The following is a 25,446-nucleotide window of genomic DNA, read 5'->3' on the forward strand; positions in this document are numbered from 1 at the left end:
TGTGTCTCTGTGAATCTTGTCTTTTTCATCTTTTACAGTTTAAAATTAATAAATTTCTCTATTTTTAAACTGTCTGGTTTTTAGGGACACTTACAATTTATCCCGTAATTCGGAATCAGTGCACTGGATGATTTGCTTCTCGATCAATCCTTTTTTTTCTATAATCTGTAACCATGGCGGTGTCATTACACTGTAGGAAACAATCTGTGCCCTGTAATATTTGTTAAGGTCTTTTTCCATCCTTAACCCAAACGGGGTAGAGGAAAGGATAAACGCATAGAAAAATAACCCCATTGGAGCCATACTCAGGATAAGTGCAAGTACTATAGCTCCTAAAAATAATTTGGCCAGTATATTTTTCCAAAAGACTATAATAACTGTAATACTTCCCAGAAACCATAACCAGAAAAGAATAATATCTGCATAATAACCCCGCAAGCTTATTTTATAAAGAGCATAGACCATAATGTCCGTTACCAGAAGTAGAGAAAGAATAAAATAAATGATTAACAGTTTCTTTTTCATGAGGTAATCAGGCTTTATTTTTGTGCTTTTTGTATATAATATGCAATATCATAGCAGCGATAAATATCCCGATCAGCCAGCAGCCAATGAATTGAAAGAATACCAGTGTAAATTCTGCTGTATCACCTATGCAGTCTATTGTATAACCCCATATTGTGGTAGCTTCTTCTCCCTCATAAGCATTTTTGCATGCATAATATTCCGGCAAAACCAGTAAAAAGTCAAAAGCCAGCAATATTACTCCTATTATAAAAAGTATATTTCTAAGAATTCTAAGAATTTTCAAGGGTTGTACTATTCAGGTATAGTATATCTTACTGGGCACTATATTTTTTGCGCAATGCATAGTCGAAAGGAATCTGCATAGAAAGATCTTTTGCTTCCCATCTGGAACCTTCCGAAGTCTGGTAAAAATCGTAAGAATTTTTAAGAAAATTTTTACCATCAGGAGCTTCCTGCCAGTCTTTTTTATCACGGTTATAAAGAAGTATCATGCAGCTTACACAATTGAAATTTCCTTCAGTATTAGAATTTACATAACATTTGCCCACTTTTATATTGAGCTTCTGGTTGATAATAACATCTGTTAACTGGTCTCTTGTAAACCTAATTAACGCGGATTGGGAATCCTCGTCATCAGGCTTGTTTTTTGCGACAATTAGATTTTCGAATTTAGCTTTTTTTATCTTTTCTATTTCTTGAGCTTTTACAGCAGGTGTTGCAAAATTAGTATCTACAGGATAGATATCATCCTCCTGTTGTGCCTGTACCACTTCGGTTACATAATTGGCAGGAACAGGTTTTTCGGCTAATAATTTTTGATTTATTTCGTAATTCTCCCAGTCGGCTTTAGAATAGGTTACATACTGCTGGATTTTATACAGTAAGCTTTCGTTGGGGGAAACTTTTATAAAGTTGGCTGCCACTAAGAATATTCCGGACAGAATAATTACAGAAACAATAATTTTTAGCGTTTTTTTCATAAAGACTTGTTGTAGTATAATATTGGATTTTTTATTCAGCAGAGTTGGCTTTCTCTGCACCGGTTTCGGACAAAGGTTTTTTACTTATTTGTTTCCCGGATTTGTCATAGGTAGATAGCCATAACTCCCCGTTAACACTAGTTACGACTTCTTTTTTCTGAACTTGTCCATTTTCATAATAGTCTTTTACCTCATTTCCTTCTTTGTTTTTATAAGAACTGGTACTAAGCTTCCCTTTGTAGTAACGGTCGTCATAACGGATATTATTCTTTGTATACTGTTTGTTTTCAGGGGTTCCGTCTTCATTATAACTTTCGAAGAGGTTTACTCCGGTAACTTCTTTTTTATTTCCATTGGGATAAAAAGAGGTATAACTTACAGTGATATCATTTTCAATTCCGGTCAATGTGCCATTTTCAGAATATTGTTTTGAAATACCACGGCCGAAATATTTGTTTTTATCCAAAGATACCCAGCCTTCATATTTCAGAGCTTTATTAGGATGGTAGCCTTTGAAATATGCTTTTTCTTTATCTCTGCGGGCATCGAGTGCTAAGTTGGTGTCATTATACATATTGTAAGCAGTAATATGTGAATTTTCAATTGTAAAATTAAATTTTACCTGTTCTTCAGTTTCTGTTACAGTACCATTGATCAGACCTTTTTTGATGCTAATATTAGCCTTTTGTTTGCTGTTATCAATACTGTAATGTCCATCCGTTAAAGCTATTGTCCTCTTATCAGAATCTTTTAAAGTCACTGTATTTATAAATACATTTCCGGTATCTCCGGAGGTTGGAAGATCTATTTTGATGTTTTCCAGCTTCTGCTGGGCAAAAGCAACATTAGCAGTCAGTATACATAGAGTGAATAATCCTGTTTTCATTTGTTTATTTTTATTTACGGATAAATATAATTATTTTATTTGAGGGGGTGATTTAAAAGATTGGATTGATAGAGCTGTAAATTCAGGAGTTAAAGAAATTTATCATTTTGCTAAAAGCCAGTGCAGAATATGATTCCATAGAAAATACAATCAGCCTACCTTGGAGTAATGGCCCAGTGGAAGGATTTGTTAATAAGCTTAAAATAATAAAAAGACAAATGTATGGTAAAGCAAATTTTGAATTGTTGAGGAAACGGATGATACTAAATACTAATTAACCACCAAAAGTGAGGAAGAACCAATTTCTATAAATTCTATACATATAGCATGCTATACATTGCTACTACATATTTACAAATTATGAAAAATGCTGTTAATTTGGTTTGGAAATTGTTATTATTCATAAAAAATACATTCCTATGATGAAACTAAGTAATTTACCTAAATTGTTAGTATTTTTAATAATAACTGTTGTATCAATTTTTAATTCTTGTGCTAGCAAGATTGGTCAAGAAAAAATTATTTTTCAAGATAACAATGATGACAAATAAGTTAGAGGTTCTATTGTAGCCTATAATATATACAAGAATAATATTTATCTGGATAAGACTTTTCCAATGCCAGATGATACCTCAGCCTATATAAAAAAAGAAATTTGGGAGAAAGAACAAAAAGCCATTGATGACCATAAGAAAAGATTTAAGTTATTTACAGACCTTATTCCTACAGAATATCGAAAAGAAATAACACGTCTCACAATTTTTTATCCGGAACAAGGATCCGATGTGTATGCCTATATGGGTGACCGCAAAGAAAATTCATTAAGTCAATTTTCTTTAGGGCTTTCTTATAATCCAAAACCAGTTAAGAGTAATAAAGTCAATACATTAGTTATGATTATACCACCTATTCTATGATTCATGAATTTGGGCATTATATAACAAAAAATAAAACACAGTTGTATTTAAGCTATCTTCCTGAAAGTGATAATTATGTAAGTGGTTATAAAGAAAGCTCATTTATTAAGCAAATGGTGAATATTTCTTGGAAGAAGATTCCATTAGAATTAGCAACGTCTATGAATCCAAGTAAAATTTTTAATGCCTTACCAGGAGAGTTTGTAAGTGTTTATGCCTGTTCATCAATTGATGAAGATGGAGCTGAAACCTTTACTCATGTTGTGCTATTAAATTATAAGCCTGAAGCTGTAGATGGGAAGAGTAAAAAAATACTTCTTTTCTATAAAAATCCGGAGATGGTAAAATTAAGATCCGGAATTAGACAAAATTTACAAAAACTAGGGATTACACCAGATAAGCCTAATATGTAGTTTGAATAACTAGATGAAAAAGTGACCTATTCGATGGTCTGCTTAATAAGAGAATAACAATCCAAAATGTACTTAATTACTTGCGTATTGTATCGTTTGTAACTCAAGGCTCTTTTGCCAGCATTATCTAATCTTTGATTTCAATCTTCTTAGAAAGATTTATAACTTTTTCTAATGTAAACAAAGGGAATACTGTAATGATTACTATTTAACAAATGATAAATTTTATCTTGTTTATTCTTGATAATTTTGCACCGTTTTAAAGTACCAAATATGTCAAATCAGATTACAAACAAATCTTTATCCTTAGCAAAAATAATCCCTGTAAGCGTTAGGATCCGCTTAGCAGCTGCGTGGTTAATTACAATTGGATTTATTGTTTTTGGACATTCATTTCTAAATGATGCCATGTCATCAACCATTGCTGCACTTGCTTTCTTTATCCTATTATTTACTATCGTTGGAGCTGCATTTGGTGTTGTAAAAGAAGCGGATAAACTTGCTGAAAAATTGGGAGAACCTTATGGGACACTTATTCTAACATTGTCCATCGTTTCAATTGAGGTGATTTTGATTTCTGCAGTGATACTTGGCCCCGGAGAAAATCCAACCATTGGTAAGGATTCTATTTTTTCAGTGATGATGATAATTATGAATCTTGTTATTGGATTATGTATTTTATTTGGTGGGCTGAAATTTGGAGAACAGGAATACAATGCTCAAGGAACAATCTCTTATTTGGGAATGATAATTATGCTTGGTGGCCTCGGAATGATATTGCCTAATTTCATTGAAGGCGAAGGTGGTGGAATGTTTAGTGGTACACAAGCTATTGTCCTTTCATCATTAATTATTATTTTATATGGCATATTTCTGGTTCTACAAATGAAAGGCTACAAACATCTTTATATGCAACCCAGGTCAGGTAGTATGGAAATTCCTTTTGAAGAAAGATTATCTGTAAATGAAGGAGGAGATGGTCATCATGTGAATAATGAAGGTAATAAAAAAGAGCTATGGATTCGTTCTCTTATTTTGATACTAATGATCTTACCTATTGTATTGCTTTCTCATAATATGGCGGTGGTTGTGGATTTTGGTATCAAAGCAGCCAATTTACCACCATTACTGGGGGGGGTACTGATTGCATTTATTGTATTTACACCAGAATCAATAACTGCTGTAAAAGCAGCATTAAATAATGAATTTCAACGGGCCATAAATCTTTGCCATGGTGCTTTTGTCTCCACAGTAGGTCTTACCATTCCATCTATCTTGATCATTGGGCTGATAATGGGAAAAACGGTATTGTTTGGCATGTCTCCCACAGAAACTATTCTTTTTATCATCACACTGCTTTTAAGTGTAATGACATTCCTGGGAAAGCGTACCACGCCAATGGTGGGAGTTATGCACCTCGTGCTGTTTGCTGTATTCATCATGTTGATTTTTAATCCTTAAAGTAATTAAAAGCTTTAAACATAAAAATGTTGGATACATAGTGTGGTCACTTGGTTCTTATGTGAAAGCCTTTAGATACTGTTTTCATAATTCTTTACCATACTACAGATGATTCTCCCTGTGTACAAAACAGAATACGTGAACAAGCACCATTTAAAAACTCAAAAATAATGTTAAAATAGACAGATGAACTATTCTATGTCTTCTTATGATTCTTGTTCAGATCATATCTGCATACAAAAAGTTATGTAGAAATATTAAATACTGGTTAATCAGATAATTTCATTGAAACCGGATGTTGAAATCATAATTCATTTAATGAATAGACCTGATAATGTCAGAATTAATAATGAAATTGATATTAAAAAACATAAAATACTAATGAATAAAAAAATTGTAATTATTGGAGGAGGGTTTGCCGGGCTTAACTTCATAAAAAATAGTAAAAGTAAGGATTATCATATTACACTTGTAGACAGGAATAATTATACTTTTTTTCCACCCCTTTTATATCAGGTTGCTACAAGCTTTTTAGAGCCTTCCAGTATAAGTTATCCATTTAGAAAAATGCTGAGAAAAAAAAACAATGTAAACTTTAAGCTGGGTGAAATTGTAAGAATAATTCCTGAAAGAAAGCAAATCATATTGACGACAGGAGAACTAGATTATGATTATCTTATATTGGCAACAGGAACGGAAACTAATTATTTCGGAATAGAAAATGTTCGTAAAAAAGCTATACCAATGAAAACGGTTAATGATTCTTTGGAAATGCGGAATCATCTATTGAAACAACTTGAACATGCAACAATGTTTGTTGATAATCATGAAATTTTAAGAAAAAAACTAAATATTGTTGTAGCTGGTGGGGGACCTACTGGTGTTGAAATTTCAGGTATGCTGGCTGAGATGCAAACCATATTTCGGAAGGACTATCCTGAATTTAATGCAGTGAAACTACAAAGTTCTATCTATTTGGTGGATGGAGCGGCTCAATTATTATCGCCTATGAGTAAAAAATCACAGGAGAATACCTTTAAGGCTTTAGAAAAAATGGGAGTAAAGATTATTCTTAATGCTCAAGTTCTTAATTATGAAAATGATAAAGTCGTATTAAGTAATGGCGAAGTCATTGAAACTGAAAATCTAATATGGGCAGCAGGTATTACTTCACAAATCTTTGTGGGATTGCCTGAGAACTGTTATGGAAAAGGTAAAAGATTATTAGTAGATACCTATAATAAAATTGAGGTACTTGCTGATATCTATGCTATAGGGGATACATGTATACAGATGGCGGATTCTAATTTCCCCTTGGGACATCCACAAGTTGCGCAAGTAGCATTACAGCAAGGAAAAACGCTTGCTAGAAATTTAGATAATCTATTAGAAAAAAAGCCTCTTTCTCCATTTATATATAAAGACAAAGGTTCAATGGCAATTATTAGCCATAACAAAGCTGTAGTTGATCTTCCTGGAGGAGTTCATTTTAAAGGAACTATTGCCTGGTTGATTTGGTTATTTATTCACCTGATGTCACTTGTTCATTATAGAAATAGAATTACCACACTATATAACTGGGTAGTTGCTTATTTTACAAAAGATCAGGCTCTAAGAATGATTATTAGGCCAAAGAATCTCAATTTTAAGAGTTGATATTTTGGATAATTTTATATTGGTCCGTATTCAGATAGCCATTTCTCTAGACTTTTTTTAATACTAAGTAAAGCTTCATTTATTATGAGGTATTTATTCGTTTATTTTCACATCTCTATTGGTTGATACTTTTAAGCCTATATAAGTTATCCAGAGAGCGAGGTACCAATGACTTAGGTATATGGTTATCTCCGTATCCCGATACAACAGAGGTTAATTATTTAAAAGATCTCGTTGGTCAGTATAAACATTACCTGCGTTTTAATAGTATATAACAACAGCTTGAAATGGATACTATTATTGAAATCCGAGATTGTATTTTCCTTATTTCATAAATGGTGAACTCCGCTATGTAGGCAATTTTGAAGGTCCACCTACTTTTAGAGATAAAGAAGGTAATATTTTAGAAGGTTAGCATTAAGTATGATGGAATATGCTCAATATATACTTGATAAAACTTGTGAACATTTAGAAAGGATCAATTACACTTTTGCTAAGAATGAGACTACTCTAGAATATATTGCGATTCTACAATCATCTCTTCTCACGAGAATTTTGCTTATTGGTTAAATGAAGATTTGCACCAGCTTGCCCTTCCTTTCCTTAAAGCTTATATTCCATCTCAGAAAAAAAAGTAAATCCTACTCTTTATCGGAATTTCGAATTTTCCATACCAAAAATTGCAGATCTCATCGATAAAAGGCTTACTGAATTAGACTTGGAAGAATTTACCATTAAAACTTTCTTATTAAACAGGAATATTTCTGGAGTACCGTTTGAAAAAGAAATTCCTGAAAAACAAAGTAAAGAAGATGTTAAAAATAGTCATGTTGCCAAAATTAAGGTTAATGGCTCTTTGCAAGCGCTAGGTTTCATTTTTACTGAACTTATTGAAAAAGGATATATAGATCCAATTCGAAAAACCGGAAAAATTAATGTTCAAGGTACAGCATAGTTTTTACTCGATCATTTCGAGTTTACAAAAGATATGGAACAACCTTCTTTAGAAAGTTTACGACAATCACTTTTTAGTCAGAATAAATTTAGCATGGATAAACAAAATTTGTTTAAGATTCCTGGACCTAACCAAATTGAAAAATAACTCCTTTTTATCATTTCCAAATATCAATCAATTCCATAAATCTATTGCAATAATATATTTTAATAGATATTATCCTTAACGTGTTTTATATCCCCATTCCGTGGGCTAACCTTACGTATCTATTTTGTCGTTAAACATAAAAGTCCCGGCTTTTTCCTCCGGTAGGATCGGTGTAGGACATGCTTTTTTTTCTCGTTGCTGTTTTTTAACATAAACTTATTATTGTCAGCAAATCAACGTTGAGATGCATGAATTATAAACTAACTAAATTACTTAAAACATGGAAAAAAAAAATTGCAGGGTATTTCTGTACCTTTGCCTGGTTCTCCTAGGAACAGATTCATTTGCCCAGAACAGATTCAAGATTGGTTTAGATGCAGGCTATACCCATACAGTGATGCATGCCAATCTTTCTAATCGAATAGATTCTCAGTACAAAGGTCGCTATGGTTTTGGAGCTAATCTCTCTGGAGAATATATGATCTGGAACTCGCTTTTTGTTTCTACAGGCGTATCATTTCTTCAGAAGAATTATAGTTATAACAGAACAGGAAGCCGTTCTGAAGGATATACTAACTACACGAATAATTTTCTGGCGTTCCCTTTAATGATCGGTACTTATGTGCTAAACAATCCCCATGAAAATACAGGCGTATGGATCAAGCTTGCAGGAGGGATGTTCACAGAATACTGGTTGAGCCAAAAGTACGATGGACAATATCCGGTTTTTACGGAATTACAATGGGATAACAATTTTCCTTATACCAAAGTATCAGGTACCTATGATTTCAAAAAGAATGAAAACCAGTATAAGCGTTTTGGTTATGGACTCCAAGGGCAGGCTCAACTGGGATATTCCTTTAAAAAGTTTGATGTATACAGTGCTTTTAATTATCAATATGGTTTATCTGATATTAACAAAACTGAACAGGAGAAAAGCAGTAAGGAGTATAGCCGGTCTTATATGATTTCTCTAGGTGCCTCTTATAAATTTGATTAATATCTGTTTAACACAAAAAAATATTTTGAAATGAAAAATTTAAATCAATATCTAGTTTTAATCTTAGGACTTTTTCTGACTATAGGAATATTGAATTCCTGTGTAAAGGAAGATGAAGTTTCCATAACAGAACCATCTCGTTATACCCAAAGTGATGTGAAATCATATGGTGATCTTTTTAAAGTTTTCTGGACAGTAATGGATCGGAACTATAACTATTTTTATGAGCAGAAAAGGCAAGATGGACTGGATTGGAATGCAGTATATAAAGAGTATTATCCAAAGTTTTTGGCATTAAAAACATATAACAAGGACACTCAATTTAACGACCAGGATATCCAGGAGGATAGAAAAAAAGCAATCCAATATTTTACAGATATTATAGATCCTATTATTGACAGGCATTTTACGTTTTCCGTATTTCTACCATCATCTAAAGGAAGTGCTAATACTCAGGTGAGCTTTAATGGAGGAATGAAAACTAAGAAAAATAATATATATGATTTTTATGATAAGCGAGTATATATGCTGGACAAATTACAAAATGGATATGACACTAACACAAATGTCCCTGGGTTGGGAGCATTCATTTTAATGGGGGGAGCTTTAAAATCAAATCCGGATATTCATTATATTTCCTTTAATGCATTTGCTGTAGTTGCTTCCCAAATTAATTTACAGGACAAATACGCTATTCCTACCCCTGATGATAAAAGTTTATTAACAATTGCAGAGATAGATGCTTCAAAAGAACTAAATATGATTAAAGATCTTAGCGAAAGAGAAAAAGGAAGAGCTGAGGTGGTAGGTATTTTGAAACAATATCAAGCGAGCTTAATTTCTGTTGCACCAGAAATAAATAATTTTAATGATCAGGTTAGTATATTTAAAACAACTGAAGTTGTCTCGGATACATTTTTAAATGTTACAAACAAAATCTATCCGAACGTTGAAAAATTGGTGGATATTGATCCTGCCTCTTTTCTTAATGTGCTTAAAGTAGCGTTAGCAGACCCTAGTCGACGCCCTCTTCTAGTTTGGTTTTTTACACGTATGAACGCGGGGGCCTACGCTAGTATGTATAAGTTTCGGGTTGATGTGGAAAAGATTCTTGTAAATGGCCCTTTTTATCAAAAGTTTTTAAATCCTTTACATAAAGGAAATATTAAAAAACTTATTATTGATCTCAGAGGAAATGGAGGTGGCGCCGTTATTGACTTCCGTTTTTTTGTAGAGCGTTTTGTGACTAAAAATACAGTATGGGGATATCAGAGAACCAAACAGGGCAATGGTCGGTTTAATTATACGCCATGGGTACCAATGCAAGCGAAACCGCATCAATTTGCTCTTCCTGCTAATATACCAATTGTAATCTTAACGGATAAAGGAAGTGTCAGTATGTCTGAAATGTCAACCATGATGCTGAAAAGCCAAGGACCTCAGGTAATTTCTATCGGAGACTTCAGCTACGGAGGAACTGCGGGCTTAGGTAACTCTGATGATTTTAATAGTGGAAGTAGGGATTTTATCCCGGATGTAATGAGCTTTTATATGCCATTAATGGCAACAAAAGATATAAATGGAAATGTTATTGAAGGAATAGGTGTAAAACCGGATATCTATGTAACACCGCCTACAGATGCAGAAGTCGAAGCGTTGAGAAGTTCACCATCAACTTTTACTGATAGGGTTATGGTTGAAGCTGTAAAATACTTATCGTCTAAATAATGATACAAAAATGATATCTACTAAATAGAAAGCTACTCTTATTAACTACTAACTTACTTTCTATAAATAATTGTCTTTTTTTATTATGAAAAGACCAATTTGGATTGGACGGGTAATTATTTTATTACCCGTCTTTTTATTTTAGACAATACCCTTTTGAGAAAATAAGTTTGGTAAAGTCAATTTCTATCGCGGTTTTGCTAATGTAAAAGCTCTCGCCTTACTTTACTCGCTACTGAATAGGAGCTGTATATCTTGATTTCTCTGCCAGTCAAATTCCAGCTATGTCATACTCCAGAGTTTTATTTTATGGTTTTCAACAGGATACATTGTTAACCTTTTTGTCCCCAACCTTTCATAAAAACTATTAATCATATTATCATTGTCTTTTTTCAAAAAAAGGAATTAAATCTGATAATTGTTTATGGGAAGTATAAATTTGTAGGTAGCAATTTAATGATTCAAACAATATTGTAATTGTTCTTTATCCAATTGATTTTCCCAATTTGCAACGACAAGAATTGCAAAAGAATTTCCTATAAAATTTGTTAAAGATCTACATTCGCTCATAAATTTATCTATTCCTAAAATGAGAGTCATTCCGGTAAAGCAAAGAAGTAATATAGAAAGTTCCAATTATGTAAAGCAATCGATTAAATACCAACTGGAAGCAAAAATTAATACAACCTCAAAATAATGCTACAACAGTCTATAAAATACAAAACCAACCATGCAGTTCATTATTTATTTTCATTAATATATAATATACTGGTTAGTTGCAAAATAATTCTGGGATATAAGTGTAAAACTCATTCAACGGAGTATATTAACTTTTAGTCTTTAGCTTAAACTTCATCATTCTCTCATTCGTTTTTACATTTATTAGTATAACTTAACCCGTTGTGCATTATGAATTAAAAAATAAAAAATTTTATTTTGTATACTATTATCTAGTGTTCATATATTTGTGGTAGGTTTTGGTATCTATTCTTTAGGAATTAATATAAATTATTGTTCTAAGAATACTAAAAAATAAGATTTGCATATTGATTCTTTTCCTAAATTGCATATAAAAAATAAAACACGCTTGTCATGAGAAAAATAACATTTTATTTTCTGTTTTTATTGATATTCCTCAACTCGTGTGGTTCTACTTATATGGGAGATCAATATGCAGTTACAGCTCAAGTTGATGTATTCTATTCAGAAAAAGACATTAAAAAGCCATACAAAACAATTGGTCATATTTCTACATTGGAAAGAATAGATACTGATACTACAAAAGAAGCAATACTTAATAAAGCAAAAAAAATAGGTGCTGATGCTGTAGTAATCTTAGGATTAATTAATATGAAATCAGGAAGACATTCAGATACTTTTCGACAGGCCCAAGCCATTAAATATATAGATAAATAGAATATCTATATAAAGAAAAACATAAAGTATTCTTTTTTGTAAATGGAAACTTCGCATGAACAATAAATAATAATATAACCTGTTGTGCATTTTAAATAATACTGACTTTTAAGTTATTGATATTTCTATTGTTTAGTTTATTAATGAATTGGACAACGGTCAGGGCTGTTATTTTAGCTAATAATCTGGTTTTAAATCCTTCAAAACTCTTTGCGTAATTACGTCTAATCATAAACTGGTCGCAAAGCTGGGAGAAGAGTGTTTCAGTTCTTTTGCGCCTATTTTTGAAAAGATAAAACTGCGGTTTATAATCCTTTTGATTAACTCTTTTTGGAGTTTCCAATTCAATGTGTGCGTAATTAAACAAATCAATTTGCATTTCAGACGACAAATATCCCTTGTCACCAAGTAATGTACAATCTGATAATTGTTCTCTAATAGCTTTCAAATAATGAATATCATGAACAGAAGCAGGGCTCAAGTATACACTCTGAAAACTGTCGAACATGATACAACAATAAAGGCTTTTATGTCCGAGTTTTCTGAATTTGCAGAAAGTTCTCAATTTCTAGTTACCGAATACGTACTTAGTGTGTAGTATTTATTCGTTCGAAACATGCTATATGGCGTAAGGAACCGTGTGATTTTTCTATCAGGAGATAATGAAGATGCAAAAAAAGTGGGTAATGGAGATGCTGGAAAGAATGTATTTTGCAGGAATTGATTTAGGGGGACTTACTGGGAGTGCCATTCAGTAGGCTGGGGATCCCTTAATTACCAGAAAAATTATCAGGTTAGCAAAGTAAAAGCGGCCTATCCTTCAAGATAAATATGAACGAATTTGTAGGATATTTTAAAAAATTATGTAGCAAAATAGACAAACTTATTTATGTAGCTATAGTATCTTTTACCTGTAGAACTCGCTTCCAAGGCTATTAAACAAACCTGGAAGCGAGTTAGGTTATTAAGAAATACTTATACCTCCGTCTATCGGAAGAAGGACACCTGTTGCCCAATCCGAATCGGAATCCAAAAAGAATACTGCTGCTGCAACAATATCCTGAATCCGTCCTCTTCGTTGCAAAGGAATAGCGGCCCTTTCGCCTTCATTGGCAATGCGAATTGTTTCCTCATCAAAACCAGCTGATTTTAATATGTCAGTATCTGTGGGACCAGGTGCTATCGCATTTACACGTATTCCAAGCGGAGCGAGCTCAAGTGCCCATATCTTTGTAAGCATATTTAGGGATGCTTTTGCAGCCCCGTAAGCGCTGCTATTGGGGTATGCTTTTATTCCGCCGCTACTGCTGGTATTTAAAATTTGACCTTTTGCTGCAGTTAGGAAGTCAAGGCATGCTGACGCCAGTAAAGTTGGTCCCAATACATGAGATCTAAACATATCCTGCATGGATTCGCTACTAATGTTCTGTAATGGACCAATGGTTATATTTCCTGCGTTATTCACAAGGATGTTCAGCTTTCCCTGCCAATTTTCTTTTACAAAAGCAGCTATGGGTAAATGATCATCTTCTTTTGCGCTGTCAAATACCATTATATTTATTCCTGGCATTTTCAAAGCGACCTGTTCGAGCTTGGCAATGTTTCGACCAGTGATTAACACTTTCCATCCCTTTTCATAGAAATAATTTGCTATTCCGAGACCTATTCCGGATGAACCACCGGTTATAATTATACTTTTATCCATATTTTTTTTTACAAAGGAATGTAGAAATCAATTAAAAAACAATAACTTACGTCTCCGTAAGAAGCTTACCCTGAGGTAGGTATAGCTGATATTCAGCTACTTATTTTTTTAAAAAAATGAAATGGCATACAATAGAAAACCAACATTAGAATGTGAAACAAATCCCAGCGCCGATTGTGCTGTGGAAGCAGCAATGGCAGTACTTAGTGGTAAATGGAAGCTTAAAATTTACAAGATGCTCCGATCAAATGACGCGCTGCGATTTCATGAGATAAAAACTGAAATAGGTGCTATTTCGGATAAAACGCTTACCGCGCAGTTAAAGGAAATGGAAGAAGATAATCTGCTGACTAGGACTGTTTATCCTAAAGTGCCACCACGTGTAGAATATAACCTTACTCCACTTGGAAAGAAACTGAATAATGTTCTCTTTGCTCTTGATCAGTGGGGTCGAGCTTATGTATATGAAATGCGGGGAGGCATATTGCCTGAGCTTGATTAAGTGCTTATTTATTATGTAATGGTTAAAGATGCATTGAAAACATTGAAGACTTAAATTAAATATAGTAAGAGCCTTCAAGATGAGCGTTTTAGAAACTGTAATCTGAGCTTTTTAGAAAGTTGAATTTTGTTTTCGGAAATTTGAATTGAAAGATAAAGATTATGGGTATTTTAAAACTAGGTAGGGAATAGGCCCAAGGAGAGTTATTTTCTGCTAAAATCGTGTGGATGTTCAGTCTTATTATTAATAAGGGTTTAAAATTTCAACAATACTACGATATCCTGGGTGATAGGAGGGTGTATATTTGATGTAATTGTAATTCTGTAGCTCCTTAAAATATTTGTGATAGGTGGGGGCAGTATTTATATGTGACATTGTCATGAGTTTACTTCTGCTAACCCGTATAATTTTATCCTCATTTTGTCGGTATGCTAATCGGGCAATAGCAAGGAGTAAGCTGATATGCCAAACAGTAAGACGAGGATCATGACAAACATTGTCAAGGTAAATCAATCCTTTTTTTGCTATATCAGTTTTCATCTTCAAACAATTTTTGTAAATCAGTTTTATTGTAATAATAAGAGCCCAGGATCTTTTTGTGACGAATTTTGCCTGTTATTCTTAAATTCTGCAATGTTGCAGGAGAAATATCCATCATTTTCCGGATAGCCTTGCTGCGTAGCCAATCCAATTCGCCCTTTGATTGATTAAGATTACTCTCCAATAACCGTTCGATATCGGCGAGTATTCTAATTCTGAATATTTCCAGGTCTTGTTTTGATAATATTTCCATATCTTAAATTTTGTATGGATCAAAAATCTATACGAATTATAATGGGACAGGAGAATGTTCTTCCCGGTGCTTATTTTTGCCTAATATTTCCGTAGAGCGAACTTGGCAAGATTATTCTCGAATTACTCAAATGATGTTGAATGGATTCGGATTTTATTTTGCGGAATTTCAATTGATTAATATTGTAAAAAAGTTAGATTCCTGTTAATATGTAGCTTTTTGCACACCTTCTCCTGCCCAACAGATTTCTGATGGTACATTCTGCCATATTTAATTAGGTAGACCTTTCATCAATTAAATCAGTAATTTTAGTTATCGATAATTTAAAATTCCGATACAGAAAAGCATTTACTCTTTTTCTGATATTGGAATGTATGCTTTAAGGACATGAAGAGCTAGTTGGTTAAGATGGTTGCTTACTTGATGAAACCTGGTACTTCATTTTAAAGTATGAATTTATTTCATACAACTATGATATATAGGTTCTTATAGATAATTCAAATGATTTTCTTCGGTACAATTATTGCTCATTACCTTCGAAGCTGTATGAATTAAGATTTTCACAAAAAATGAAGATCGAAAAACTGAGCAGAGCCAATCAATCACACACACACATTAATATGAAATTACACTATCTCATCCTTTCCACCATGTCTATACTGGCTTTATTTCTTGTCGGTTGTAGTAGAGATAAATCTGATGAGTCCAATGAAACAGAAATGCCTGATATTCCCGTATCTGAAATATATGTGTCAGGTTATGAAAATGGAGCCGCAAAATATTGGAAAAATGGAACGGTTACTAATCTTGCAAGTGCACCAGGCAATAGGGGATATGCCACAGGGATTACTGTTTCAGGCAATGATATCTATGTAGCGGGATGGGAAGATATTCCTGGTGGAAGAAAACTCCAATACTGGAAAAATGGTATTGGAAAACAACTGGCTGTTGGTGATCATAATACATTGACAGGAGGGATTGCTGTAAGTGGTAATGATGTTTACGTCACAGGAGCACAAACCGATGCTAACGGGACTAAAGTTGGGAAGTATTGGAAAAATGGTGTGGCGACCAATCTTTCTGATGGTACTCTGGGCCATCATACCAATGCAGGTGGAATAGTTGTAGTAGGGAACGACGTCTATATAGCTGGAGGTGAATTTAACGGAAGCCGGGGTGTTGCCAAGTATTGGAAAAATGGAGTAGCTGTACCCCTTACCGATGGTACCAAATCAGCACATGCCTATGCCATTGCTGTTGATGGCAATGATATTTATGTTGCAGGATATGAAGCTAAAACAATTGATGGTGGAAGTACTCCAGTTGCTAAATATTGGAAAAATGGCGTAGCGGTATCACTTACTGACGGAGCAAATTATAATATCGCAACTGGCATTGCCATTTCAGGTAACAACGTATATGTTTGCGGATACCAAAATAATGGAAGTAGTGGAAACATAGGCAAATATTGGAAAAATGGTGTGGCTAAAGATCTTACCAACGGTTCTCAAAATTCCCAAGCTAATGCGATTGCCCTTTCCGGAGGCACGGTATATATTGCCGGCAATGATGGCAACTTCGTAACTTATTGGAAAAACGGTGTTGCAACCCACCTGTCTAATAGTGCAAGTAGCAGTTCTGAGGGCCTGGCCATTTTTTTGAAAAAATAGAAATTGAATTTCGGTGCTTTTTAAATTTTTAGATGAGTGGACTTTTCAAAGGCCCGGTAGAAAGATGCCTTCGAACTAAAATCAGCCTGTTGGATGGAATATTTATTCGTACTGCCTATCTGGTAGTTCCACATAGAGTGGAGTATTCTTTATCTGCAAAAGGAGAATCGCTTAGACAAATTATTGATTTGTTATCCGTTTGGAGTATGGAAAATGTAGCAATTGCGGAACAGATAAAATGAGATTTAATTTAATGTCTTTTTGCTATGTATTATTTTAGGCTGATGACCTACTATCTATCGACACAGATCTTATTCACAAATGCACCGTAGGTAACACGTTTTGTGCAGGCGGGTTGACGTATAAAATTAAGTCTTTGGAATCCTGCGGTTATTTTAGATACACGATTCTAGCCAAACTGCTCCATACAAAGAATATTATCAAAGCAAGGCTAAACATAAAATACCTGACCAAATAATTTGATGAATGCCGAAATGTACAATCTAAAACCCCCAATACATCGGTCAAAAGAATATATTTAAATCCCGAAGATTTTGGGATGACTCAAATAGGATATTTGGGTACCTTTCAGGAGAAATCAAGAGCTAAAATATGGGATATACTATTGAGAGAAATCGAAATATGATCATAGGGATAAAACAATCTTAACGTAGAAACTATTTATGAGTAGAACAACATTATTGATGTGATGACAAAGAAACTGTTAACAGGAATATTATTATTCTTAAGCGCCATGATCATATGGCCTGTCTTAGCCCAGAATCGGACCTCGCTGACTAAAAAATCTACGGAAGTTTATTCAACAGGAATGAAACAATATGAGAAGGGAAATTATACTGAAGCCATAAAAATGTTTTCGGCAGCGTTAAAGTTGAATCCTGCGGATACGATTTATTATAGTCTTGCCTCCGCTTATTATGCCATCCGAGATTATGAAAATGCAGTGCAGGCCCTGAATGCCGGAATCGGATTGAAGCCCAGGCAGGTAGATTCTTATTATCATCTCAGGGCTTCTGCGTACGCCGCTTTAAATGAGTCCAAAAAAGCAATAAATGATCTTTCTTTAGTCATTTCCCGAAATCCGGATTGTCATACCTGTTATAGCTTCCGGGGGAATATCTATTTTTTAAGCAAACAGCCGGATTCGGCATTTGCTGATTTCAATATGGCCATTCAATTGGCTGGGGATAAAAATGTATCCGCTTACCTGGGTAGGGGTACGATCAACCTCATCAGAAACAATTACGATGCCGGGATTGAAGACCTCACAAAGGTGATCTCACTGGATCCGAAAAATAGCCAGGCTTATCAGGCCCGTGCTGCAGCCTATTACAGTAAAGATAATTATGAAGCTGCCATTAAGGACTTTGGAAAAGTGATGGAATTAGAGCCTGGATTGGAGGATGCGGTATACAACCGCGGGGCCGTTTATTACAAAAATAAACAGTATCAATTGGCCGTTGATGATTTTACCAAAGCCATTTCTTTAAAACCGGAGCTGGCCCGACATTATCGAGGAAGGGGAAAAGCATATACAGAGTTGAATATGAATCAATTGGCCGTTGATGATTTTAACAAGGCAATATTACTTGATCCCGAATATCAGGAAGCTTATCAGGGCAGGGCTGAAGTTTATAAACGAATGGGGAAAGTAGCATTGGCTGATGCTGATTTCGAAAAAGCGAAAGGACTGACTGCAAAAGATCCTGTGGAGCATTAACGGTGTCTTCTGAACGAGAAGCTGTTTATGGGAGAGTTGCAATAAAAGGTAATTACAACTGCAATATCTATCGGTGAAATCCATAGTATCCCGGTATCAGCTATAATTTACTGTGCTAAGTCCGTCAACTTTGGTCATACCTCGTTGGTGGATCATATAAGGGGCAGCCAAATTTCAGCATTACGTCAATGATCCTGTTCATGTCGTCTCCCGTCATTCCATAACAATCGAACCGGACAAATTGAGAAGTAGATTCCATTATTAATGCTCCCTTACCATTGGGATTTTCCCAACTGCGATCGCTGTCTTCCATTTCCCATTCCCGGAATTCATCAGCAATCTCCTGGTGGATTTGTTCTATAGGCAATTCTTCCAGGCCTTCAATTATTTCTCCATTGGAACCTTTTTTATAGACCTCCTGATTATTGAGGTAAATCCCTTTTTTATATATCCAGAAATTAAGATCATAACCCATATGTCATTATTTGATGTGTTGTTTGTCTTACATGTATACAAATATATGTTAAAAATAAAGAGTTAAAATATAAAGATGGATGATAAAATAAGAGTTAGATACCTCATAGATATTAATTTATAAATAAGACAACTGTATGGAGAGTTTTATTACAAAGAAACTTTATGAATCTAATCAAAAAATATAATTCCGTTACAAGATGTACCTGTAACGGAATATATTTAGTAGTTTTAAAAAATCAGTGTGATAACTGTTTCTAATCTTTTGGAGAGTGGAAAATCATAATAAAATACTATCCGGATAATGTTTTATGGTTTCTGTTTTAATTTTTTGCCTACCTCTTGTAATGTGTCTATACTAGGTAACGGAACATTACCATTGCCGTCTGGGCCTATATTCAACAGAAGATTACCACCCTTATTATTAATGTCATTAAGCTTATTTATGATGTTTTCTGGGCTTTTCCAATTATTATCAGATTTCTTATATCCCCATGAATTATTCATTGTATAGCAGGCTTCCCAGTCATAATCGGGAGTAGACTCCGGATGTTCCTGCTCTGGTGTACCAAAATCTTTTTTAAACTGATCCGTTTTAGCAACGCGATTGTTAATAATGATAGATGGTTTAAGAGATCTTATATATTGATATAAATCTTTTCCGGATTCCATATCCCACCAACTTGCCCAGCTTCCATCAAACCAGATGACTTCAGTATTGTACTTGTCTATAAGTTCTTTGATCTGGTTTTTTATATAGGTGACATATTCCGCTTTTTTTTCAGGTTTCATGCTGATTTGCCCCCAGTGATCTGCAATGTTTTTTGTATTAGGATTCCGGTATTGTGAGTCATGGTGCCAGTCAATAATGCTATAGTAAGTGCCAAATTTTATTCCGTATTTTTTACAGGCATCGGCAAACTCTTTCAGAATATCCCGTCCTTTCATAGGAGATGATGCAATGTCGAAATCTGTATAAGCAGAATCCCACAGGCAAAACCCCTCATGGTGCTTAGTTGTAATAACAAGGTATTTCATTCCGGCATCTTTAGCCAGTTTCACAATTTTATCGGGATTCAGATCTTTAGGATTCCATGTTTTTATGAGTTTTGCGTATTCATTACTTGGAATATCCAGGTCTGCTTGTATCCATTCGGCGTAACCGCCTCCTGGCTTCCCTTTATACTCACCGCCTAACTGGCTGTATAAACCAAAATGGATAAACATGCCGAATTTGGCTTCTTTAAACCATTTCATTCTCTTATCGAAATCCTGCTTTGATTCATTCAGGTATATAACCTGTGCTTTTAGTAATCCAGAGATGCACATTAATAATGCGAAAATCAGGATAAAATTTGTTTTTTTCATGGTGTGTATTTATTAGTTTTTATAGATTTTTCACATGTAATTGCCTGTAAATGTGTACGATGATTAAAGGTAAACAAAAAATATAAACAGGATTGATAATAAAAATTATTATACCAAATTTCAGGTACTACATATATCCTACAGAGGCATTTTATAGTTTTTATTTTGATTGCACATCTCACATGATAGGCACTTTAAATCACTCGTGAGTGTAAATGAGTGTAAGTCTATTGCTGAATTCTCATGTGTAATAAATACGTTTGTCTAAATTAATGAGGGATACTTTCAACTAATTATCATAGAAGAGGACTAAAAAATGAAAATGAGCAAAGGCTATTTTTCAAAAACTGTAAAAGGTATATATGAGAAAATTTCTTTCTGGGGGATTGATCATAATGCCAGTGAAATTGAAAAAGATTTTACCATTTTAATTAATCAATATCTTGCTTTACTAACACTTATTTTTTTTTCACATGGGATTGCTATTTATACTTTTATAGCCTTTACTGTTGATAGTCTCTTTTTACTCTCAATATCCTTGTTATTTGCACTTTCTTATGCTATAAAAGAATACAGAAAGAACAAGTACGTTATCCTCGTCACTTTCATATTACTCAACTTTATTATAACCTATTATTCATCCTTTTGTGGTGTTGAGAGTTGTGTTTTTTTATTTTATTTTCCATTATTTTTGGCTATCCCCTTTTTTTTAAATTACCCTAGAAATAAAACTGAAATTTTTATTATTTCCATTATAATATTAGGGAGTTTGTATTTATCTGCTATCTATAATTTTAACCTTATACCACAGTCGGATCTTGTTGTAAAATATCACTATCAAAACAAGTTATTGATAATGAACATTACATTTAGTTTACTGATATTCAGAATAACCTATTATTTTGTTGGTGAAAAAAAGAGAGAAGATTATATGCTGGTTGATTTTAACGTTACTAAAGATCAGTATATTAAAGATTTACAGATTAAGATTGAGACTTTAGAAGAACAACACAAGAAAGAAAAATTATCAGAAGCCGATATCAGCGAAATGATAAGTCTGGCACAGACCAATGATTCCATTTTTATCGAACGTTTTGATTTGTATTTTCCTAGTTTCTTTGATACCATAAGAAGTGTATCAAAAACAACACTTACTGTGTCAGATTTATATTTATGTGCAATGCTAAAACTTAATTTTAGTAATAAACAAATTGCCTTATATAGTAATTCTACAGTTAAATCAGTCGAAAGCAAAAAGTATAGGTTAAGAAAAAAAATTGAAATTCCTGCTGATCAGGATTTCACTATTTGGATAACATCTGTATAAAGTTTTTAAGTATTATTAAAATTTAATTTCAGACAGTAAATTATTACTGTAATATTTCAGAATATACTTTTATATTTAATTATATATATGTAATATTTATATTATTACTTTCATTTCCATTTTAATCATTGTCCGTAAAAAATATGCAAAACAGAATTATTGATGAAGAAGAAAGTATTCATAGCCTATATGTAAGTTTGATCAACAAATATTTGTACTTCCTGTTTTGTGTATTTCTTGTTTTCTTCTTATTTCTTGTATTTTTTTTAAACAATATATCAACATCCTTATCCTTCATTTTTATTTCATTGAATTTCCTTTTAATTGGAAAAATTAAGAAATCAGGATATTCTCCAAAAGTGTTAAATACACTAGTGAGTATTGTCGTTATAGCTCTTACTTTTCATATCAGTTTTTTCCATGTTTATAATTACAGAGATGTTGGAGATGAGTATTTCTATTTTTCTTTACTCTTTGTACTTCCTTTTTTATTTGATTATAAACTCACAAAAAACATTGTTTATGTTTTACTATTAGTTATTTTATTAAATTTTGCTGTTGTTGAGTCTTTTGATTTAAATTTTATTCCAAGAAATAAGTTTTTAGCAGGCAAAGATTATAAAGTATTAAAAATTGTAAACATTATATTTTCAGTAACAATAATTTTTTTTCATATTGTTTTTATTGCTGAAAAAGACCGTAAAATAAAGTACCTTATAAGAAGCATTAATTCAAATAATTTGAGGATTTCAGATTTAATTGCTGCTAATAAAGAGCTAAACAAAAAAGTCATTCTTATTGATGATCTTATGCAGAATAAGGTTAAAGAAATTATTGATCTGGCTGAACAAAAATCACCTCTTTTTCTGGAAAAATTTCAATTATTTTTTCCTGATTTCATACCTGCACTTCTTAGAATCAATCCGGATCTTGTTTCGTCTGAACTGCAAATGTGTGCATTGATAAAACTAGAATTCAGAACAAAAGATATAGCAGTATGTACCGATTCTACAGTAAAATCTGTTGAGAGCAGAAAATACAGAGTAAAGAAGAAACTAAATATACCAAGCAATGTAAATATTGATTGTTTTTTAAATCAGTTGTAATTCATAAAATACTCTTCAAATCTCATTACAACGTGTTGTTGTGTCTGAGAGAAGAAAATATATGATATATAATTTCTTCACGACGTTCTTATCTGTTCATGATGATATTTTATTCCTTTCCTTTTTGCTGAAATATACCTTTTTGCACTCGTGAGTGAATGTAAGGGTGTGTAAATGATATCTGGCTGGTTAATGGATATAACTTTGTACAGCAATACGATACAGGATGTTAAGTACCTGTTCTAAAAAACTCAAAAACACAATAGATTCTCCTCTTATAATAGTAATTCTCTGTATTGTATAGTACCGATAATATACTAACAGTTTGCTGAAAACCTTTAAAGAATATAAATACAATGAGAAAAAATGACAAACAATTGATGAATCAAACTGAAAAAAAAGATTATAGACCTCCTGTTATAGATGTTTTGTATGTGACAATGGAACAGGGGATTGCAAGTTCTTCGGCACAGATTGTTCCTGGTGGCTCCACCAATACACCAACCATTACAGACTGGGACGAAAAAAAAGATGAACAAAACTGGGAATTTTAAAAATACAACAAATACGATCGATTATGAATAATACAACTACATATGGAAGCTGTAGCAAGATATTCTCAGCATTGTTCTCGGCCTTACTTTTAATGTTCTCTGTAGCAAGTTGTTCACCAGATAATAATGGGGCCACATCTGCAGGAAGTGAAGGAATGAAAATGGTGATAAAGGTAGATGGAGTAATAGGTACGGAGGTGGTCCAACCCGTTAGTAAAATGGCAGTAGCATCAGTAAATAGTAGCATGTCCCTTACAGGAAATACCTCCGGACTAAATACAGTTAGTGGATTTATTGCAGATGCCAAAGCGGAACAAGTACCTATGGACGCAACAACAGGTAATCAGATCCTGAGGTCTGCAGTTGCAAGCACTGGTAATTTGAATAATAATCTTATAGCAGCAACACAACCAATGCCGGCAGGTTATACTTACCGTATATTAATCTATGATAAAGCTACAGGATTATTATGGAAAACTTTGCAGGCTACTTCCGGAACACCAGTATCTCTGGATGCGGTAAAAGGAGGTACCTATACGTGGTATGCATACTCTTACAATAATAATGAGGCTATACCAGAACCTGCAAATACAGCAAACCCTGCAATAGATACGGCAATAGATAAAGATTTACTCTACGCGACAGGAGAGGTAGTAGTTGCTAAGACACCTCAAAATCAGCAAGACACTTATAATGTAGCCATTACATTTCAGCACAAAGTAGCGCAGGTTAGTGTTAAAGTGGATGCTTCAATATTAGCAGAATATGCAACCATTAACAGTTTCAAGGCAAGTTTTGCACAAAATAATTATCTGAAAAAGGGAACTTTTGATATTAAGGGAGGCAGTATAAGTAATTTACAGGTAATTCCGACAACGGATATTTTCACAACGCTATCACCTACAAATGTATGGGAAGCTAATTATTACACTGCGGATCCTGCAACTTTAACCTCATATAAAGTGAATATAGATGATCTTCAGGTTCACTTCACTGATGCTGCACCCGCTGTTGCAGACAGAAACCTGGCAACTTACAACGGAGCTGCGAATAAGCCTTCATTCACTTACAATTTTACCTCTCCAGCTTCCGGGCAGCAATTATTGGGAGTTGCCAATCTATGGTATATGCTTACTTCAAAAAGAATTCTGCATATTTCAAATAATACAAGTTATGGTTATGCTTTGGAACAGGGGCGCTCATGGGCCTTTTTGAATGCTAAAGAAAATTTCGGGAATCTGTCTACAAGTTTAGTGAAAATGGCACCGTGGACACCTGGTGGGGGCGCCTGGATTGGAGGTAATGCCACCGATGATAAATCAGAAAACTGGGTAAACTATAGTGCCAGTACCACCGGTGATAATAATATTATCAATAAAATTAATCCTGCAGATGCATCCAAAAAGCCGGATATTATAATTCTGGGATATGATGTTCTTTATATCAGACCAGCTGTGGCCACTGCTTTAATGGACTATATTAACAATAACGGAATCGTAATAATGTTGCTTCAGGACAGTGTAGGTACTGAAAACAGAAGCTTCTTTAATAGTTTGTTCGGAGTATCAAATATTACTTTGGACTCCAATGGTAGTGCCGGAGCAATGTATCCTTTAGTTGGAACAGATCCTAATGATAAAATACTGAATGGCCAGGTAGGAGATGCACGTGGACAATACTGGGGAGAAGATGCAGGTACAACTCTTGGAATTGTAAATGTTCCGTTAAGCCAGGTAACCGTATATTCCTATGGACAGGCAATTAACAGAACGGGTTCTAATTCAGGTATTACAATGTTTAAGCACAATACTAAAAACTTTTTCTATATAGGAGATGGAGGCTTTGTTTCCAACGGGGATCTTACTTCGGCCGTTATATGTCCTTTTAATTATGATGCGACAACTAAAAGACCATTACCAAAACCATACGGAGATGGAGGAAATGGCTATACTGCTCGGAGTAAGAGTGCGTATAACAGTGTTGTAATGGGGAATATCATGGTATGGGCTGCAAGAACTTCTGAATTTAATGGCTTTAAACCATGGAAATATGCAGCTCCTCCAACTCCGTAAATGGATAATTAGAATATCAACTAAAAAATCATCATTCATTTGTTTGT

At 33.7% G+C, this 25,446-nt stretch carries 25 protein-coding genes and 1 pseudogene; 17 read left to right on the top strand and 9 right to left on the bottom strand.

Features of this window, described 5'->3' with window-relative positions:
- Window positions 1–90: 90 nt before the first annotated feature.
- From C8J95_RS16965 to C8J95_RS16980, 4 genes are read right to left on the bottom strand one after another with little or no spacing between them, the layout of a single operon-like run.
- Window positions 91–525, bottom strand: coding sequence for a hypothetical protein (locus C8J95_RS16965; protein ID WP_255412853.1), 435 nt, complete (start codon window positions 523–525; stop codon window positions 91–93).
- Window positions 526–532: 7 nt separating this feature from the next.
- Complete coding sequence (locus C8J95_RS16970) at window positions 533–811, bottom strand: hypothetical protein (protein ID WP_107809906.1); 279 nt, start codon at window positions 809–811, stop codon at window positions 533–535.
- 28 nt (window positions 812–839) lie between these two features.
- Window positions 840–1,508 (bottom strand): hypothetical protein, encoded by a 669-nt coding sequence (locus C8J95_RS16975; protein ID WP_107809989.1) that lies wholly within the window; start codon window positions 1,506–1,508, stop codon window positions 840–842.
- Window positions 1,509–1,539: 31 nt separating this feature from the next.
- Window positions 1,540–2,394, bottom strand: a complete 855-nt coding sequence (locus C8J95_RS16980; protein ID WP_107809907.1) for a hypothetical protein — start codon at window positions 2,392–2,394, stop codon at window positions 1,540–1,542.
- A gap of 80 nt (window positions 2,395–2,474) precedes the next feature.
- Between C8J95_RS16980 and C8J95_RS16985 the strand changes: the two genes are divergently transcribed.
- The 9 genes from C8J95_RS16985 (at window position 2,475) to C8J95_RS17030 (ending at window position 12,087) form a co-directional block, all read left to right on the top strand.
- Window positions 2,475–2,672, top strand: coding sequence for a transposase (locus tag C8J95_RS16985; RefSeq protein ID WP_107809908.1), 198 nt, complete (start codon window positions 2,475–2,477; stop codon window positions 2,670–2,672).
- A gap of 339 nt (window positions 2,673–3,011) precedes the next feature.
- Window positions 3,012–3,311: a hypothetical protein gene (locus C8J95_RS16990; RefSeq protein ID WP_107809909.1), complete on the top strand. Its 300-nt coding sequence runs from the start codon at window positions 3,012–3,014 to the stop codon at window positions 3,309–3,311.
- Window positions 3,308–3,724 (top strand): hypothetical protein, encoded by a 417-nt coding sequence (locus C8J95_RS16995; RefSeq protein ID WP_107809910.1) that lies wholly within the window; start codon window positions 3,308–3,310, stop codon window positions 3,722–3,724. The genes C8J95_RS16990 and C8J95_RS16995 overlap by 4 nt, the downstream gene beginning before the upstream one ends.
- Window positions 3,725–3,997: 273 nt before the next feature.
- Window positions 3,998–5,185 carry a calcium:proton antiporter gene (locus C8J95_RS17000; protein WP_107809911.1) on the top strand — a complete coding sequence of 396 codons (1,188 nt, stop codon included), beginning with the start codon at window positions 3,998–4,000 and terminating at the stop codon, window positions 5,183–5,185.
- Between the two features lie 318 nt (window positions 5,186–5,503).
- Entirely contained in the window at window positions 5,504–6,841 is a 1,338-nt protein-coding gene (locus C8J95_RS17005; RefSeq protein WP_370446835.1) for an NAD(P)/FAD-dependent oxidoreductase, read from the top strand.
- 718 nt (window positions 6,842–7,559) lie between these two features.
- Window positions 7,560–7,796 (top strand): hypothetical protein, encoded by a 237-nt coding sequence (locus C8J95_RS17010; RefSeq protein ID WP_107809912.1) that lies wholly within the window; start codon window positions 7,560–7,562, stop codon window positions 7,794–7,796.
- A gap of 427 nt (window positions 7,797–8,223) precedes the next feature.
- The gene (locus C8J95_RS17015; RefSeq protein WP_107809913.1) at window positions 8,224–8,943 is read left to right on the top strand and encodes an outer membrane beta-barrel protein; all 720 of its coding nucleotides are present in this window, start codon (window positions 8,224–8,226) and stop codon (window positions 8,941–8,943) included.
- A gap of 30 nt (window positions 8,944–8,973) precedes the next feature.
- Entirely contained in the window at window positions 8,974–10,671 is a 1,698-nt protein-coding gene (locus tag C8J95_RS17020; protein WP_107809914.1) for a S41 family peptidase, read from the top strand.
- Between the two features lie 1,092 nt (window positions 10,672–11,763).
- Window positions 11,764–12,087: a hypothetical protein gene (locus C8J95_RS17030; RefSeq protein ID WP_146165468.1), complete on the top strand. Its 324-nt coding sequence runs from the start codon at window positions 11,764–11,766 to the stop codon at window positions 12,085–12,087.
- 91 nt (window positions 12,088–12,178) lie between these two features.
- Here C8J95_RS17030 and C8J95_RS17035 read toward each other — a convergent pair.
- Window positions 12,179–12,643 (bottom strand): annotated as a pseudogene (locus C8J95_RS17035) (transposase); the annotation flags it as partial.
- Between the two features lie 408 nt (window positions 12,644–13,051).
- Window positions 13,052–13,792, bottom strand: a complete 741-nt coding sequence (locus C8J95_RS17040) for an SDR family NAD(P)-dependent oxidoreductase (protein WP_107809916.1) — start codon at window positions 13,790–13,792, stop codon at window positions 13,052–13,054.
- A 193-nt stretch (window positions 13,793–13,985) separates the two neighbouring features.
- Here C8J95_RS17040 and C8J95_RS17045 point away from each other — a divergent pair, with 193 nt between their 5' ends.
- Entirely contained in the window at window positions 13,986–14,294 is a 309-nt protein-coding gene (locus C8J95_RS17045; RefSeq protein ID WP_255412870.1) for a helix-turn-helix domain-containing protein, read from the top strand.
- Window positions 14,295–14,823: 529 nt separating this feature from the next.
- On the opposite strand, the gene C8J95_RS17055 is transcribed toward C8J95_RS17045, so the two are convergent.
- Window positions 14,824–15,087: a helix-turn-helix domain-containing protein gene (locus C8J95_RS17055; protein ID WP_107809919.1), complete on the bottom strand. Its 264-nt coding sequence runs from the start codon at window positions 15,085–15,087 to the stop codon at window positions 14,824–14,826.
- Between the two features lie 569 nt (window positions 15,088–15,656).
- On the opposite strand from C8J95_RS17055, the gene C8J95_RS17060 reads away from it, so the two are divergent.
- The 3 genes from C8J95_RS17060 (at window position 15,657) to C8J95_RS17070 (ending at window position 18,498) form a co-directional block, all read left to right on the top strand.
- Window positions 15,657–16,757 carry a hypothetical protein gene (locus C8J95_RS17060; protein ID WP_107809920.1) on the top strand — a complete coding sequence of 367 codons (1,101 nt, stop codon included), beginning with the start codon at window positions 15,657–15,659 and terminating at the stop codon, window positions 16,755–16,757.
- A 32-nt stretch (window positions 16,758–16,789) separates the two neighbouring features.
- A complete protein-coding gene (locus C8J95_RS17065) occupies window positions 16,790–16,999 on the top strand; it encodes a helix-turn-helix domain-containing protein (protein WP_107809921.1) in 210 nt (69 codons plus the stop codon).
- A 467-nt stretch (window positions 17,000–17,466) separates the two neighbouring features.
- Window positions 17,467–18,498 carry a tetratricopeptide repeat protein gene (locus C8J95_RS17070; protein ID WP_107809922.1) on the top strand — a complete coding sequence of 344 codons (1,032 nt, stop codon included), beginning with the start codon at window positions 17,467–17,469 and terminating at the stop codon, window positions 18,496–18,498.
- A gap of 124 nt (window positions 18,499–18,622) precedes the next feature.
- Here C8J95_RS17070 and C8J95_RS17075 read toward each other — a convergent pair whose 3' ends face one another.
- Both C8J95_RS17075 and C8J95_RS17080 read right to left on the bottom strand, forming a co-directional pair.
- Window positions 18,623–18,973 (bottom strand): hypothetical protein, encoded by a 351-nt coding sequence (locus C8J95_RS17075; RefSeq protein WP_107809923.1) that lies wholly within the window; start codon window positions 18,971–18,973, stop codon window positions 18,623–18,625.
- 308 nt (window positions 18,974–19,281) lie between these two features.
- Window positions 19,282–20,340 (bottom strand): alpha-L-fucosidase, encoded by a 1,059-nt coding sequence (locus C8J95_RS17080; protein ID WP_107809924.1) that lies wholly within the window; start codon window positions 20,338–20,340, stop codon window positions 19,282–19,284.
- Window positions 20,341–20,662: 322 nt separating this feature from the next.
- Here C8J95_RS17080 and C8J95_RS17085 point away from each other — a divergent pair, with 322 nt between their 5' ends.
- The 4 genes from C8J95_RS17085 to C8J95_RS17100 all read left to right on the top strand — a co-directional run bounded on the left by C8J95_RS17085 (window position 20,663) and on the right by C8J95_RS17100 (window position 25,399).
- On the top strand, window positions 20,663–21,667 hold the full coding sequence (locus tag C8J95_RS17085; protein WP_255412854.1) for a hypothetical protein: 1,005 nt from the start codon (window positions 20,663–20,665) through the stop codon (window positions 21,665–21,667).
- A gap of 740 nt (window positions 21,668–22,407) precedes the next feature.
- Window positions 22,408–22,773 carry a hypothetical protein gene (locus C8J95_RS19050; protein ID WP_255412855.1) on the top strand — a complete coding sequence of 122 codons (366 nt, stop codon included), beginning with the start codon at window positions 22,408–22,410 and terminating at the stop codon, window positions 22,771–22,773.
- A gap of 356 nt (window positions 22,774–23,129) precedes the next feature.
- The gene (locus C8J95_RS17095; RefSeq protein ID WP_107809927.1) at window positions 23,130–23,327 is read left to right on the top strand and encodes a hypothetical protein; all 198 of its coding nucleotides are present in this window, start codon (window positions 23,130–23,132) and stop codon (window positions 23,325–23,327) included.
- Window positions 23,328–23,350: 23 nt separating this feature from the next.
- A complete protein-coding gene (locus tag C8J95_RS17100; protein WP_107809928.1) occupies window positions 23,351–25,399 on the top strand; it encodes a fimbrillin family protein in 2,049 nt (682 codons plus the stop codon).
- Window positions 25,400–25,446 lie beyond the last annotated feature (47 nt).

Source organism: Elizabethkingia sp. YR214 (genome assembly GCF_003058195.1).
GTDB lineage: Bacteria > Bacteroidota > Bacteroidia > Flavobacteriales > Weeksellaceae > Elizabethkingia.